Source organism: Sphingomonas yabuuchiae, assembly GCF_014199595.1.
Taxonomy (GTDB): Bacteria; Pseudomonadota; Alphaproteobacteria; order Sphingomonadales; family Sphingomonadaceae; genus Sphingomonas; species Sphingomonas yabuuchiae.
The window spans coordinates 19,874-34,732 of sequence record NZ_JACHNX010000019.1 but is presented as its reverse complement, the minus strand read 5'-3'; the positions used below and the strand labels follow the sequence as shown (position 1 = coordinate 34,732).

9 protein-coding genes are annotated in these 14,859 nt (G+C 67.8%); 4 read left to right on the top strand and 5 right to left on the bottom strand.

What is annotated here, in order from left to right; genetic code table 11:
- Nucleotides 1-13 precede the first annotated feature (13 nt).
- From GGQ89_RS16435 to GGQ89_RS16420, 4 genes are read right to left on the bottom strand one after another with little or no spacing between them, the layout of a single operon-like run.
- On the bottom strand, nucleotides 14-1,009 hold the full coding sequence (locus GGQ89_RS16435; RefSeq protein WP_184106470.1) for a DUF2891 domain-containing protein: 996 nt from the start codon (nucleotides 1,007-1,009) through the stop codon (nucleotides 14-16).
- Nucleotides 1,006-1,911 (bottom strand): DUF979 domain-containing protein, encoded by a 906-nt coding sequence (locus GGQ89_RS16430; protein ID WP_184106469.1) that lies wholly within the window; start codon nucleotides 1,909-1,911, stop codon nucleotides 1,006-1,008. Before GGQ89_RS16430 ends, GGQ89_RS16435 begins: the two co-directional genes overlap by 4 nt.
- Nucleotides 1,908-2,570 carry a DUF969 domain-containing protein gene (locus tag GGQ89_RS16425; protein WP_056439731.1) on the bottom strand — a complete coding sequence of 221 codons (663 nt, stop codon included), beginning with the start codon at nucleotides 2,568-2,570 and terminating at the stop codon, nucleotides 1,908-1,910. Before GGQ89_RS16425 ends, GGQ89_RS16430 begins: the two co-directional genes overlap by 4 nt.
- A complete protein-coding gene (locus tag GGQ89_RS16420; RefSeq protein ID WP_184106490.1) occupies nucleotides 2,570-6,145 on the bottom strand; it encodes a hydantoinase B/oxoprolinase family protein in 3,576 nt (1,191 codons plus the stop codon). Before GGQ89_RS16420 ends, GGQ89_RS16425 begins: the two co-directional genes overlap by 1 nt.
- Nucleotides 6,146-6,317: 172 nt before the next feature.
- Between GGQ89_RS16420 and GGQ89_RS16415 the strand changes: the two genes are divergently transcribed.
- Nucleotides 6,318-9,011, top strand: coding sequence for a TonB-dependent receptor (locus GGQ89_RS16415; RefSeq protein ID WP_184106468.1), 2,694 nt, complete (start codon nucleotides 6,318-6,320; stop codon nucleotides 9,009-9,011).
- Here GGQ89_RS16415 and GGQ89_RS16410 read toward each other — a convergent pair.
- Nucleotides 8,989-9,729, bottom strand: coding sequence for an acid phosphatase (locus tag GGQ89_RS16410; protein WP_184106467.1), 741 nt, complete (start codon nucleotides 9,727-9,729; stop codon nucleotides 8,989-8,991). The two genes, GGQ89_RS16415 and GGQ89_RS16410, sit on opposite strands and share 23 nt — an antisense overlap.
- A gap of 243 nt (nucleotides 9,730-9,972) precedes the next feature.
- On the opposite strand from GGQ89_RS16410, the gene GGQ89_RS16405 reads away from it, so the two are divergent.
- The 3 genes from GGQ89_RS16405 (at nucleotide 9,973) to GGQ89_RS16395 (ending at nucleotide 14,336) form a co-directional block, all read left to right on the top strand.
- A complete protein-coding gene (locus tag GGQ89_RS16405; protein ID WP_184106489.1) occupies nucleotides 9,973-12,702 on the top strand; it encodes a TonB-dependent receptor in 2,730 nt (909 codons plus the stop codon).
- A gap of 148 nt (nucleotides 12,703-12,850) precedes the next feature.
- Nucleotides 12,851-13,357, top strand: a complete 507-nt coding sequence (locus GGQ89_RS16400) for an RNA polymerase sigma factor (RefSeq protein WP_056439749.1) — start codon at nucleotides 12,851-12,853, stop codon at nucleotides 13,355-13,357.
- Nucleotides 13,350-14,336, top strand: a complete 987-nt coding sequence (locus GGQ89_RS16395; protein ID WP_184106466.1) for a FecR family protein — start codon at nucleotides 13,350-13,352, stop codon at nucleotides 14,334-14,336. Before GGQ89_RS16400 ends, GGQ89_RS16395 begins: the two co-directional genes overlap by 8 nt.
- The last annotated feature ends 523 nt before the right edge of the window (nucleotides 14,337-14,859 follow it).

Below are 14,859 nucleotides of genomic sequence, written 5' to 3'. Positions count from 1 at the left end.
TGGAAGGTCCCGATCACCCCGCTTCCAGCGCCAGCAGGGCGAAGGTGGCGAGCCAGTGTTCGCCCATATAATCGTTGCCCAGATGCGGCAGGCTGGCCGCCAGATGCGCCTCCGCCGTGGCCTCCGCACGGGCCGCCACCGGGTGCGCCGGGCCCAGCTTCGCGGCGATCACCCGCCAGCACCACGCACGGGTCAGGTTCAGCCCGTCGAGATGCGCGATCTTGCCGTCGGTCCGGTCGGACACGATGGCGGGGGTGAACAAGGTTGCGGGCTCGCCCGCCCCGACATGCGGCAGGAAGGCGTCGAACCATGTCCGGAAAGAGGCCTTGTCGAGCACCCGGCTCATCAACAACGCCTCGCATAAGGCGGGCGACAGGAACTCGTCGCCGCCGGGCTCCCAGGCCTGACAGGCGCGATCCTGCCCGAACCAGCCCTGCGCCGCCACCGCGATCCGTTCGCGCAAGCCCGGGTCGCGCCGCTCTGCCCAGTCCCATGCCAGCGTCAGGGCGAAGCCGCTGTTGAAATGGGTGCCGACCCGCAACGGATAGGTCAGGCGCGGCAGGAAGTCGGCGAAACGGCGGGCGAAGACCAGCGCGAGCGGCTCCAGCACCTCGGCCCAGCCCGCATCGTGACGGCTCGCCTCGTCATGCAGCGCCAGCATCCACGCCCAGCCATAGGGTCGCTCGAACCCCGCCGCACCGGGTCGCTCCAGATAGGCTAGTTCGCCCGCGACCTTGTCGGCGACGAACATCGCGTCGGCGCGCGCGCGGATGGCGGGGGCGGCGTCCAGATCGGGATAGTGGCGGATCAGCCGCAACAACTGCCACCAGCCATGGACGCAGCTATGCCAGTCGAAACTGCCATAGAAGATCGGGTGCAACTCGGCCGGGGTGCGCGCATCCTCCGGCCCGTTGAGCACATGCATCAGAACATTGGGATATTCGCGCCCGACATGGCCCAGCGTCATGGCGGCAAAGCGTTCGGCGACGGATCGGTCCAACCGGGTCATGCGATCATTCCGTAAAGAAGAAGGATGTTGAAGACGAGCAGCGGCAGCGCGGTCGGCACCTGTGCGCGGATGACGGCATATTTGTCCTTCAGCCCCAGCAGCGCGGCGGGCAGCAGGTTGAAGTTCGCCGCCATCGGCGTCATCAACGTCCCGCAAAAGCCCGCCAGCATGCCCACCGCCGCGACGATCGCGGGGTCCGCGCCCATCTGTCGGATCAGGATCGGCACGCCGACCGCCGCCGCCATCACCGGAAAGGCGGCAAAGGCATTGCCCATGACGATGGTGAACAACGCCATGCCCAGCGCATAGGCCAGCACCGCGCCGATCACGCTGCCCGCCGGGATCACTGCACCGATCAGCGTACCGACAACGCCCCCTACCCCGGCCAGCGCGAAGACCGCGCCCAGGCTGGCCAACATTTGCGGCATCACCGCGACCCAGCCGATATCGTCGATCAGGCCACGTCCGGCACCGAACGGCTCAGCGGGCCGTGCGCGCAGCAGCACTCCGCATAGAACCAAAGCGATCACGGTACCCAATGTCAGCGCGACCAGCGTCGCCTGTTTGGGATCGACGAGCATAGGCACATGCTTGAACGCCAGCGTCCCGAGCAGCGCAACCGCCGGAATTATGAGCGCGGGCACGAACACCTTTGCGCCATGGCGATCCCCGGCAGGTTCCACCGTTTCGGCGCGCCGCATCCGCCCCGATGCCGCAATGCCGACCAGCGCCAGCACGAGCACACCATTGGCGACATCGCCCAGCCTGTTGCCGAACAGGAACGACAGGGTGATCAGCGCGTAAAAGGCGGCATTGGCGAAGCGCCGATCCCGCGCCGACAGAAGCGCGAAGACCGCAAAGACGATCCCCGCCACCGCATAGACCAGGTTCAGCCCGATCATCGCGCGCCGCCCCGCGACAGGCGCCGGTCGAGCCACCACAATCGCGTCCCGTGGATGACAAAGGCCGCGATTGCCGTTGGGATCGCCCAGATGGACAGCTGGAACGGCTCCAGCAGGATGCCATAGCCCTCCAGCACACCCTTCATCAGCAGGATCGATCCGACCGCCAGGAAGATGTCCTCGCCGAAGAACAGCCCGACCGTGTCAGTCGCCGCCGCCATCGCCTTGACCCGTTCCGCGTCATCCGCCGCCCCGCCCTGACGCTCTGCGGCGGCCTCCGCCATGGGGGCGACCAGCGGGCGGACGGTCTGGGCAGGTCCGGCGACCGAGGTCAGGCCCAGCGCCGCCGTGACCTGCCGGAACAGCAGATAACCGGTCAGCAGCCGCCCCGCCGTCGCGCCGCGCAGGCCCGCAACCAAGGCCCGTGCCCGCGCCTGAAGCCCCCGCCGCTCCAACAGGCCGATCACGGGCAGGACCATATAGATCGCGGTCACATAACGCGTCTCGTTAAAGGCATGGCCGAAGGTCGCGACGATCCGCACGGGGTCCAGCCCCGCCGCAAAGCCGGTGACGAACGCCGAGACGATGATGACCAGCAGCGGATTGAAGCGGAGCAGGAAGCCGCCCGCAATGACGACGATCCCGGCCAGCACCCACATCAGCGCACCCCCCGCCCAAAGCCGCCGCCACCCGGCGTCTCGATGACCAGCACATCCCCCTCGCCCATGTCGATCCCGGCGGTCGAGGCGAGATCCTGCACGCTTCCGTCGGCGCGCTCGACACGATTGCGGCCCAACTGCCCCGCCCCGCCGCCGTTCAGGCCGAAGGGCGGGACGACGCGCCGGTTGCTGAGGATCGCGGCGCGCAGGGGGTGGCGGAAGCGCAGGCGGCGGACAGTGCCGTCGCCGCCCTGCCATTCGCCCGCGCCACCCGACCCGCGCCGGATGGCGAATTGTTCGAGCAGCACCGGATAGCGCGCTTCCAGCACCTCCGGGTCGGTCAGGCGGCTGTTGGTCATGTGCGTCTGGATGGCATCGGCCCCGTCATGCCCCGGCCCCGCGCCCGCGCCACCCGCGATCGTCTCGTAATATTGATAGCTGTCGTCGCCGAAGGTCAGGTTGTTCATGGTGCCCTGGCTACCCGCCATCGCTCCCAGCGCACCCAGCAGCGTGTCGGTCACCACCTGGCTGACCTCGACATTGCCCGCCACCACGGCGGCGGGGAAGCGCGGGTTGAGCATCGACCCCTCCGGCACGATCAGCGTGACGGGACGCAGGAACCCTTCGTTCAGCGGCACCGCCTCGTCGACCAGCAGGCGCAGGACATAGAGGACGGCGGCGCGCGTCACCGCCAAAGGCGCGTTGAAGTTGGTCGGCCGCTGCTCGCTGGTGCCGGTGAAGTCGATCGTCGCGCGCCCCTGTTCGGCATCGATCGTGACGCGGACCGCGACGACCGCGCCGTCGTCCAGTTCGTAGCGGAAGCTGCCGTTCGACAGCCTCGCGATCATCCGCCGCGCCATCGCCTCGGCATGGGCCTGAACATAGCCCATATAGCGGGTGACGACGCCCTGCCCCTGTTGCGCGGCCAGTTGGCGAAGCCCGTCCGCCCCGCGCGCGCAGGCCGCGACCTGCGCGGCGAGATCGGCGATATTCTGGTCGATATTGCGCGCCGGGTAGGGCCCGCTGGCCAGCAGGTCGCGGATCGCCTGTTCGCGCATCGCGCCATCCTCGACGATCAGCACATCGTCGAAGACCACACCCTCCTCCGCCAGCGTCCGGCTGTCCGGCGGCATCGATCCGGGCGTCGTGCCGCCGACATCGGCATGATGGCCGCGTGCCGCGACGAAGAAGGCGGGCGCATCGCCGCCCGCAAAGACCGGCATGACGACGGTGATATCGGGCAGGTGCGTGCCGCCGCGATAGGGGTCGTTCAGCGCATAGACCTGCCCCTCGCGCATCATGCCCCCACGCGCCTGGATGACGGTGCGGATGCTCTCCCCCATCGATCCCAGATGGACGGGGATATGCGGCGCATTGGCGACCAGCCCGCCCTCCGCATCGAAGATCGCGCAGGAGAAATCCAGCCGCTCGCGGATGTTGACCGAGGCCGCGCTCCGCTGAAGCGCCGCGCCCATTTCCTCGGCGATACCCATGAATAGACCGGCAAAGATTTCCAGCCGGACCGGATCGACGCTTTCCTCCGCCGCCTGCGCGCGCCGGGCCGCGACGCGTTCCAGCAGCAGCGTGCCCTCGGCCAGCACCCGCGCCTGCCAGCCGGGCTCGACCACCACGGTCGACACCGGATCGATGATCAGCACCGGGCCCGCCAGCACCCCACCGGCTGCCAGCCCCTCGCGGGCGTGGACCGGCACGTCATGAGACGCCCCGGCCAGATACATGGTGACGCGATCGACCGGATCGGCGGTCCGTTCGGCCAGCGCGGGTACGGGCAGATCCTGCGCCTCGCCGCCCGCAATCGCCTCGACCCGCAGCTGCTCGACGATCAGCGCATCCTCGCCGACAAAGCCGAAACGCTGGCGATGCGCCTCGGCAAAGGAGGCGGCCATGGCTTCCGGACTGTCCCAGGCGACACCGATCGTCTGGTCGTTCCGCGCATAGCGAAGCTGCGCCAGCACGTTCAGCCGCACCGACGCCGGATCGACACCCTGCTCGGCCAGCCCCGCAATGGCGGCGGCGCGGAGATCGGCCAGCGCCGCGTCCAGCGCATCGTCGCCCAGCGGCAGGCCGACCGTCGCCTCACGCACCACGCTGCGATCGGCCAGCCCGATGCCGACCGCCGACAACACGCCCGCCAGCGGATGGATCAGCACCTGCGCCATGCCCAGCGCATCGGCGACCAGACAGGCATGCTGCCCACCCGCCCCGCCGAAACAGGCCAGCGCATAAGAGGCCGGGTCCTCGCCCCGCGCGACCGAGACGGCGCGGATCGCCCGCGCCATGCTGGCCACCGCGATCGCGACCAGCCCCTCGGCCGCCGCCATCGGGTCAAGCCGTTCGCCGGTCGTTGCCTCGACCTGATCGAGCAATGCGGCCAGCGCGCGCTCGGCGGCGGCGCGGTCGGGCGGCAGGTTGCGGTCGGGGCCGAACAGCGCGGGGAAATGCCTCGGCTGGATCTTGCCCAGGATCATGTTGCAGTCGGTGACGGTCAACGGCCCGCCGCGCCGGTAACAGGCCGGTCCCGGCTCCGCCCCCGCCGAGGCCGGACCGACCAGCAATCGCCCGCCGTCGAAATGACAGATCGACCCGCCGCCCGCCGCGACCGTGTCGATCCGCATCATCGGCACCGCCACGCGCACCCCCGCCAGCACGGCATCGGAGCGCCGGTCGTAACTGCCCGCGAACAGTGACACGTCGGTCGAGGTGCCGCCCATGTCGAAGCCGATCACCCGGTCGAAACCCGCCCCGCTTGCGGTACGCGCCATGCCGACGATGCCGCCCGCCGGGCCCGACAGCAGCGCATCTTTGCCATGGAAATGCTCGCCTGCGACCAGCCCGCCGCTCGACTGCATGAACAGCAGACCGCCCGCCGCCGCCTCGCCCAGCCCCGCTTCCAGCCCCCGCACATAACGGCCCAGAACCGGCGAGAGATATGCATCGGCCAGCGTCGTATCGCCGCGCGCGACCAGCCGGATCAGCGGCGCGGTGCGATGGCTGACCGAAATCTGGGTGAAGCCCGCCGCCTCGGCCAGTTCGGCCAGCGCGACTTCATGCGCCTGATGCTTCCAGCCATGCATCAGCACGATGGCGATCGACCGCAGCCCGCGCGCATAGGCCTGCGCAAACGAAGCCGCCGCCGCGTCGCGGTCCAGCGGGGTCAGGACCTGGCCGTCCTCGGTGACACGCTCATCGATCTCGACGACCTCGGCGAACAACGGCGGCGCGCGGCGGATGTCGCGCGCGAAAATGTCGGGCCGGTCCTGATAACCGATCGCCAGTGCATCGCCGAAGCCGCGCGTGATCGCCAGCAGCACCGGCTCGCCTTCGCGCTCCAGCAGGGCATTGGTCGCGATGGTCGTGCCGATACGGACGCCGCAGGGCGGCAGCGGTCCGTCGCCGACCCCGGTCAGCTGCCGGATCGCCGCCTCGGCGGCGTCATAGCGGCGATCCGGGTCTTCGGACAGCAGCTTGGTCGTAATCACGCCACCATCGGGGCGACGTGCCACCACGTCGGTGAAGGTGCCCCCACGATCGATCCAGAACTGCCACTGCGTCATCGCACCCTGCATGCCATTCTCCGTCGACGCATTTAGTATCATTTGAAACCACTTCTGCCAGTGACATGCGCGCTACACAATTACCGCCTATCCGCCCGACGGCATGCATATGATTTGGTAGCGACGGGAACGGCAGGAGACGAATGAATTCCGGTCCGCCAGAGGGGTGGCCATGACGATGTTCGTCGCGCTGGCGCTGGTCGCCGCGCAAGGTGACCCCCTGCTCTCCATCGATCTTCCGGCCCAGTCGGTGGGTGCCGGGCTCGACCGGCTGGCGCGTCAGGCAGGCGACGCACTGGTCGCGCGGCCTGGCGATCTGGCCGGACGGCGTTCGCCCGCGCTGAATGGGCGGATGCGCCTGTCGACCGCGCTCGCCCGCTGGTGCGCGCCCGCCGGTCTGTCCTGCCGCCGGATCGCGGGCGGAATCGTGGTGCGCGCGCTGGGGCCGGTGCCGCGCGCGATCCCCCTTCGCGCCCACCCCGCGCCGCCGCCGGAAGACCCGATGACCGGCCCCGATGTGATCGTCAGCGGCCGTCGCGGGATGACCGTGCAGGGCGAGTTGGAGCGCAGCTATTCCGCCTCGCACCTCGATGCCGTCGAACTGGCGCGACGGGCGCCGCAAAGTCTGGCGGAATTGCTCTCCGGTCTGCCCGGGCTCTGGGTGGACAGCTCGGCCGGGGTCGCGGCCAATACCATCCGGGTGCGCGGCATCCCGCTCGACGGGTATCAGGCGATCGCGGTGCAGGAAGACGGGCTGCCGGTGCAGCACGACACGCTGCCCTGGACCGATATCGACCAGTTCGTCCGCCCCGACCTGATGATCGAAAGCAGCGACTATGTCCGCGGCGGTCCCTCGGCGATCTTTGCCAGCAACGCGCCGGGCGGCGTGCTGAACCTGCGCACCCGCGCACCCCGCGACCGGGCAGGCGGGGAAATGCGAGCCACCACGACCGATTACGGCCTGATCCGCTGGGAAGGTTATGCGACCGGGCCGGTCGGCGGCGGCGGCTGGCGGGTGATCGCGGGCGGCTCGGTGGCGCGCGATCCGACGGTTCGACGCATCGCCTCGACGCTGGGCGGCGGGCAGTTTCGACTGCGCGCGGACCATGATCTGGGTGGCGGCGGACACGTGTCGCTGGGCGTGCACAGACTGGACGACGATACGCTCAACATCTCGTCCTTTCCGATGCGGTATGACGGCGGGCGGATCACGCCGCTGCCTGGCTTTGATCCCCGGCGGGGCAGTTTTCTGGGGCCGGAGCTGACCCGGCTGCGCTTTGCGGCGCTGGGCGACCGGCCGCTAGGACGCAACAACCGCAACCGCATGGTGACGCCCTCGCTAACCTGGACCCAGCCGGTCGCGGGCGGCGTGCTGAACCTGCGCACCCATTACCGTGCCTCGCGAACCGAGCGTTATGCGCTGTCCTCGTCGGGTGGCGCCATCCCGGCGGCACAGGCCATCGCCGACGCGCTGCCGCGCCTGACCGCCGCCTTCCCTGCCACCACGCAGATCGCATTACGCCATGCGAGCGACGGCAGCGCCTTTGTGCCCCTGCCCGGCAACGACCGCGTCATCGTGCTGAACCCGGTGGCGGCGGATACGCGGCTGAACGAGGCAATCGTCGACCTGTCCTATGCTCATGCGCTGGAGGCGGCGGGGCATCATGACCTGACGCTGGGGCTCTATGCCGTCGGTTATCGCTGGGATTTTCGACGGGCCGTCGCCCGTGCGCTGCTGGAGGCGCGCGATCAGGGACGGCGGCTCGATCTGGTCGCCCTGGATGGCAGCGGGCAGGTGCTGAGACGGGCGACCGATGAGGGGCTGCTCAGCACGGGTTCGACCTATGAGGCCGTGCAGGGGCGCCAGCATATGATCGCGCTCTATGCCGCCGACGAATGGCAGCTGGGCCCGCGCTGGCGGCTCGACTGGGGGCTGCGGCATGAGCGGGCGGCGCTGTCGGCGACGGTCGAGCGTCCTGCGATGCGTGACGGCGGCGATCCCACGACCCTGGCCGATGACCGGATCGCGGTCGGGTCGGGGCTGTCGGACGCACGGGCAAAGCGTATCGCCCGCACCGCAGCGACGCTGGCCGTGCACTGGCGGGCGAGCGACCGGCTGGGCGCCTTTGCCCGCGCCACCCGTGCAATGCGGCTGCCCGACCCCGGTGTGTTCCGCATCGGCGGCAGCGACCAGCCCCGCGCGCTGACCATCGAGCAGGCCGAGCTGGGGCTGATCTGGCGACACGGCACCACCGGCCTGGACGCGACGCTGTTCGCCAGTCGCTTTCCCGACATCGCGCTGCCCGACCTGTCGCTCGATCCGGCGACCGGCGCGGTTCGGGTCGGGGCCTATCAGGCGGCAGCACGCACCATCGGGCTGGAGGTCGGGGCCGGGGCGGCTCCCCTGCCCGGCCTGTCCCTGCGTGCCACGGTGACATGGCAGGACCCGCGCCTGCAATCCTATCGCATCGCCAGCCTGACCGACGGTGCGGTGACGGTCATGGACCTGAGCGGCCGCATCCCCCGCCGGGTGCCGCGCATCATGGCCAGCCTGTCGGCCAACGCCGCCCTGCCCGGCACCGGCGTCACACTGGGCGGCGACCTGTCGGCGATGGGACGGCGCTATGCCGACGATGCCAACAGTCTGGCGCTGCCCGGCTTTGCGCTGGTGAATATGGGCGCGCGTTTCGACGCGACCGAGGCACTGACGCTCCGCCTGCGCGCGACGAACCTCTTCGACCGGATCGCGATCATGCAGGGCGACGCGCTGGGCGGCGAAGTCCGTGCCGGGGACAATGGCGGTATCGTCACCGTCCGCGCGCAGCAGGGCCGGGTCGTCTCGCTCAGCGCGGACTGGCGATTTTAGCGCGGTAGCGCGCCAATTCCTCGGCCGCCGCCGCCATGTCGCGCCGGAATGCCGCATCGCCATGCTCCCGCGCCACGACGGCGCTGGCCGCCATATAGCCCCCCTCGACCGCGCTTCGGCTGTGCGAGCCGCAGATCCAGCGGCTGTCGCCATAATCCCGCCCGCGCGCCAGGATCGGCTGCGCCCGGTCGGGCAGCAGCTCGGCCATTAGCAACGCGAAGCCCCAGCCATGCGCGGTATGCCCCGAGGGATAGTCGCCATTGGCGATCAGCGAAGGCCTGCGCGGCTCGCAGATTGGAAGGTCGCTGCCGATAAAGGGCCGCTTCGACTGCCAATGCGCCTTGGCCGATCCGATCGCCGCCGAGCGATCCGCATCGAACTTCGCCAACAGCGCAGCGGTGATGGGCAGCTTGGTCCAGTCGGGCCGGAAACCCAGCGCGGTGGCGAAACGCTCGCCCAGGTCGCTGGAGACATCGGCCGTCGCCTGTTGCCAGCGCGCCATGCCGTTCAGCGCACGGCTGTCGCGAAAGGCCCGCGCATCGGCCAGCGCGCGCGGCGATCCCGGCGTCGGCGGCCCGGGCAGCACCGCCGCCAGGTCCAGCCCCTCGCCCGCCGCCAGATAGCCAGCCGTCTCCCGCCCGGACGCCGCCGCCGCCGGTGCCAGCGTGACGAGCGCCATCGAAGCCGCCAGCCCCCAACGCCTTGTCCGCTTCGCCATGTTACCCATCCCTTTCCAAGACTTGGACCAATGCCCCCAAGAGCCCGTTGGCCGCCTATCGGGGACAGGGTCTTTCAAAACTTTCAACGCCCAAGACAAGCCTGATCGGACTTGTAACAAAAACGCCATAAATGTCTTAAAACTTTTACAAAAATCCTTGTCCCCGTTTGGCGGCGCCCCCCGTCTTCCCCGCGATCGTCCTTATGGCTGGACGAGCCATTTGTCTTTTGGGGGTTTGAAGTGATGGGAACGAAGCGGACGCTGTTGCTGGCGTCGAGCGCGCTGTTTGTCGCGCAGCCGGTACTGGCGCAGGATCAGGCCGAACAGGTGGCCGAGGCCACCGGCGGTGCGACCAACGAAGGGGGCGATGTCGTCGTCACCGGATACCGCACCAGCCTGGCGCAGGCGCGCAACTCGAAGCGTGACGCGACGATCATCAAGGACTCGATCTCGGCCTCCGACATCGCCGCCTTCCCCGACCTGAACCTGGCCGAGGCGCTGCAGCGCCTGCCGGGCGTCGCGATCAACCGCGAAGCGGGCGAAGGTCGCCGCATCTCCCTGCGCGGCCTGGGCCCCGACTTCACCCGCGTCCAGCTGAACGGCATGGAGGTGCTGGGCAATGTCGACTCGCCGCAGGACAGCCGCGGCCAGAGCACGCGCGACCGCGCTTTCGACTTCAACCTGTTCGCCGCCGAACTGTTCAACCATGTCGATGTCGAGAAGTCGTACCAGGCGCAGCAGACCGAGGGCGGTCTGGCGGGCACCGTCGGCCTCTTCACCGCACGCCCTTTCGACTACAAGGGCAGCAAGATCGCGCTGTCGGCGCAGGGCGGCAGCAACACGCTGACCCGCGATTTCCAGCCGCGCCTGACCGGCCTCATCTCCAAGAACTGGGGAAATTTCGGCATCCTGGTGTCGGGTGCTTACAGCCGCCGCAACACCCGTGAGGAAGGTTTCGACACCTATCGCTGGCGCCGCAACCGCGCGAACGGCAGCAACATCAGCGCCCTGACCGCCGCCGAGCAGGCCAAGATCAATTCGGGCGACCTGCTGTTCGCGCGCGGCAACCGCCTGTCGGTATGGGACAGCAAGCAGGAGCGGATCGGCCTGACCTCGTCGATTCAATGGGCGCCGACCGACAAGGTCCATGTCACGCTCGACGGCCTGTACGGCCAGTTCAAGGGCGACCGGTTCGAGACCCACCTCGCCTCGCGCGGCGGCGGCAGCTCGACCTGGCTGGGCGGCGGCGAGACCTTTGCGGGCACCGTCTATCCGAACTCGCGCGTCAACGCGATCCAGTGGAACGACCGTAACGAGGTAACCTATCTCGACGTGTCGGGCGGCAAGGCGTCGACCGAAACCCGCGTCCAGAACACCAAGAACGTCTTCAAGCAGGTCGTGCTGAGCGGCGATGCCGAGCTGGTCGAAGGCCTGAAGTTCACCTGGCTGGGCGGTGTCGAGCGTTCGCGCTACGACATGCCGGTCAACGACAAGTTCACCCTCGAAGGGTTTGGCGACGTCATCTCCGACTATCGCGGCGGCACCTATTCGCTGGTCAACACGTACAAGTTCAACACGGCCGACCCCAATTTCTGGCACGCCAAACGCCTGTATGCGAACAACACCTTCCAGGATTCGGCGTTCGACAACGTCAAGGGCCGCTTCGACTATAAGTTCAGCCCCGACGACACGATCAGCGTGGGCGGCGAATGGCGTCGCTTCGCCAATGGCGGCTATTATGCCGAGCAGGACAATATCCTGACCAGCAGCTTCGTGTCGGGCAAGGTCAACGCCAATCCCAGCGCCTATGCCCAGACCTATACCGGCTATTCGGGCCAGGACTGGACGATCGTCAACTTCCCCAAGATGCTCCAGACGCTGGGAATCGACCGGTCGCAATATCTGACCAACAAGATCGGCGTCTATGCGGTCGAGGAGCGGACGGCGGCGGGCTTCGTCCAGTATGACTGGAACCACATATTGGGCGGCATCCCCTTCCGCGGCAATATTGGTGCGCGCTATTATCGCACCACCGTCACCTCGAACGGCACGGCCAATGTCGGCCCCGTCACGGTGCGCGGCGAATATGAGGGCGTGCTGCCCGCCGCCAACCTGATCTTCGAGCTGAACCCCGGCCTGATGCTGCGCTTCGCCGCGTCGAAGAACATCAACCGTCCCGCGCTCGGTGCGCTGGCGGTCAATGGCTCGGTGACGAACGACAATGGCAATGTCACCGTGTCGATCGGCAACCCGAATTTGCGCCCCTACAAGTCGAACGACTATAATATTTCGACCGAATATTATTTCGGCTCGGTCGGTTATGTCGCCGCCGCCCTGTTCTACAAGAATCTCAACGGTTATATCTCGACCCAGACGGTCAACAATGTGCCCTATTCACAGACGGGCCTGCCCGACAATCTCTATCCGGGCGTGACCGGATCGACGGTGGTCGACAGCTATTCGCGCCCCGTCAACCTGGCAAAGACCAACCTGTTCGGCATCGAGCTGTCCGGCCAGACCGACTTCAAGTTCCTGCCCGCCCCCTTCGACCGGTTGGGGACGGCGGTGAACTTCACCTATGTCGACTCGCGGCTGGATTATTCGAAGATCTATGCGGGCAGCATCCCGACCACGCTGGAGGGCCTGAGCAAGTATAACGCCAACGCCACGCTCTATTACCAGGACAAGGCGTTCGACGCCCGCGTCTCGGCCAATTACCGCAGCGGCTATATCTTCGGTGCCTCGCCGGTGCTGACGGCGCTGGGGCCGGACCAGGACGTGACCGGGTTCGAGGGCACGGTCTATGTTGACATGTCGGCGCATTATTCGGTCACGAAGAACGTCCAGCTGACGCTGAACGGCATCAACCTGACCAACCAGCGCGAGCGGCAATATTCGAACAGCACCCGGCGACTGTACGTCGTGACCCGTTCGGGCTCGACGCTGCTGGGCGGTATCCGCGTCACCTTCTGATCCTGATCCCAACGCCCTTGATGTCCTGCCCGTGCGGGATATCAAGGGCCCCCTGTGCCGCGTCGGCCCGTCACGGGCCGGCGCGGTGTTTTTTCGACGAGGATTGTCCCCGGATGCGATGCAACCGGCTCTTCCTGAACGGGACCGAATGACCGCCGCGAACGCCTGGATCGCGGAGGGGCGCGAGCGTTTGCTGACCTATGTCCGCAGGCGAATTCGCGAACCCGAACAGGCGGAGGATATCGTGCAGGAGGCGATCATGCGGGTCATCGAGCAGGAGCGGAAGCAGGTCATCGACCAGCCGCTTGCCTATGGCTTTCGCGTGGCGGACTCGGTCATCTACAATCGCGCGCGGCGCGGTGGCGAGCATCATGCGCCGGTCGATCCCGAGATAGCCTGCGCCCTGCCGCTGGCCGATGAGATCCTCGACTATCGCCAGCGTTACGACCGGTTTCAGGCCGCCCTGTCGCGCTTGCCCGCCCAACGCCGCGCGGTCTTTGTCGAACGGCATCTGGAGGGCAAGTCGCGCCAGCAGATCGCCGAGGACATGGGCCTGAGCATCGAAGCGGTGAAGAAGCATCTGGTCCGCGCGATGATCGATCTGGACGGCTGTATCGACGACCTGCCCGTGCGGGGAGGTCGCCTGCATGACTGATCGCGAAACCATGCTGGAGCAGGCCGCCGATTGGGCCGACCGGCTCGATACGCTGTCGCCCGACGAACGCGCCGAGCTGGGCGCATGGCTGAACGCGGCATCGGAGCACCGCGCTGCGCTGTCGCGGATGGTGCAGTTGCTGGGCGATCCGGCGCTGTTCGATGTGGTCGAGCAGGCCTCGCCCGATACCGCCATTCCCCCGCCCCGCGCACGTCCGCGTCGCTGGGTGGCATCGGGGACGGTGCACCGCCGCCGGGTGGCGATGGGCCTCGCCGCCGGACTGGCCGTCATCTTCGCCGCGCCGATCGTCTGGCATGTCGCAACCCCGGACGCGGCGCCGGTCGAACAGGTCTATGCCTCGACGGTCGGACAGCAGCGCCAGGTGGCGCTGCCCGATGGCTCGGACATGACGCTGGATGCGGACTCGCGGGTCGCCATCGCCTTTTCGGTCAGTGGCCGCGACCTGCGGCTGGAAAGCGGAGCGGCCCGGTTCGAGGTGCGGCACGACGCCACCCGCCCCTTTGCCGTGACCACGCCCGAAGGCCAGATGGTCGCGCTGGGCACCAATTTCAGCGTGGATCGCGGCGCGGGGCATAGCGAGCTTCGCGTCTATCGCGGGCGTGTGCGGCTGACCGTGCCGGGTCAGGCGGCAGTGGTCGTGACCGGCGGCCACTGGGCGGAGGCAGGCGCGGGGCGGATCGTCGTGCACGACTTCGACATCGCCCGCTATCAGGGGTGGCAGGACCGCTGGCTGAGCGGGGACCGGATCCGGCTGGGCGATGCGGTCGCCCGGTTGGGCCGTTACAGCGCGCGGCCGATCCGGCTGGCCGATCCGGCCCTGGCGGAGGAGACGTTCAACGGTCGGTTCCGACTGGACACGCCGGTCGAGAGCCTGACGCTGATCGGTGCGCTCTTTGATCTGTCGGTCAGAGATGATGGCCGGACCATCCATGTGTCGCGCACCGGCCGGATCAAATAGGCCAATTGGCCCAACCAATAGCCGCAATACCAATTCAGACTCGACGTTGCAGCGGTCGGCTCATTGCGTCCGCGGGAGACCGGATCGGCATGAATATGCCCCGGGGGATCTTTCATGACAAAATCTTCATAAGGTGTAACTCGCTGCAATATAGCGACTATTTCCAAACGAAGACCGTTCTGACCAATTTTTGCGTGGAACCATTTCCGGCCCCGTTGACAGGCATGACCATTCCATGTCACCGATAAGACCATAAGATTACAACACCGCGATGCAGGAAGAAATATTCGGTCTTTCGGCGTGACGGCCGCACATGGTCCAAAGGATCAGGCGGCCTTTATGACGGCGGACTTCGGACAGGCTCCGCGTCCCGACGTAGCAGATGAGACGGCCGATCCCGGTCCGTGAACGCTCACCCGTTCCGGCCGCCGACGCCCCCTGCTTTCCGCCGGTCACAAGGGTCCTTTTCGGCAAAGTCTCGGGGAAGCCCGGCGTGATGTGCCCGCGCAGGGATCAGAGGGAG

Coding starts and splice junctions, on each gene's coding strand:
- GGQ89_RS16435 (WP_184106470.1), bottom strand. CDS start 1,009: ATGACCCGGTTGGACCGATCCGTCGCCGAACGCTTTGCCGCCATGACG.
- GGQ89_RS16430 (WP_184106469.1), bottom strand. CDS start 1,911: ATGATCGGGCTGAACCTGGTCTATGCGGTGGCGGGGATCGTCTTTGCG.
- GGQ89_RS16425 (WP_056439731.1), bottom strand. CDS start 2,570: ATGTGGGTGCTGGCCGGGATCGTCGTCATTGCGGGCGGCTTCCTGCTC.
- GGQ89_RS16420 (WP_184106490.1), bottom strand. CDS start 6,145: ATGACGCAGTGGCAGTTCTGGATCGATCGTGGGGGCACCTTCACCGAC.
- GGQ89_RS16415 (WP_184106468.1), top strand. CDS start 6,318: ATGACGATGTTCGTCGCGCTGGCGCTGGTCGCCGCGCAAGGTGACCCC.
- GGQ89_RS16410 (WP_184106467.1), bottom strand. CDS start 9,729: ATGGCGAAGCGGACAAGGCGTTGGGGGCTGGCGGCTTCGATGGCGCTC.
- GGQ89_RS16405 (WP_184106489.1), top strand. CDS start 9,973: ATGGGAACGAAGCGGACGCTGTTGCTGGCGTCGAGCGCGCTGTTTGTC.
- GGQ89_RS16400 (WP_056439749.1), top strand. CDS start 12,851: ATGACCGCCGCGAACGCCTGGATCGCGGAGGGGCGCGAGCGTTTGCTG.
- GGQ89_RS16395 (WP_184106466.1), top strand. CDS start 13,350: ATGACTGATCGCGAAACCATGCTGGAGCAGGCCGCCGATTGGGCCGAC.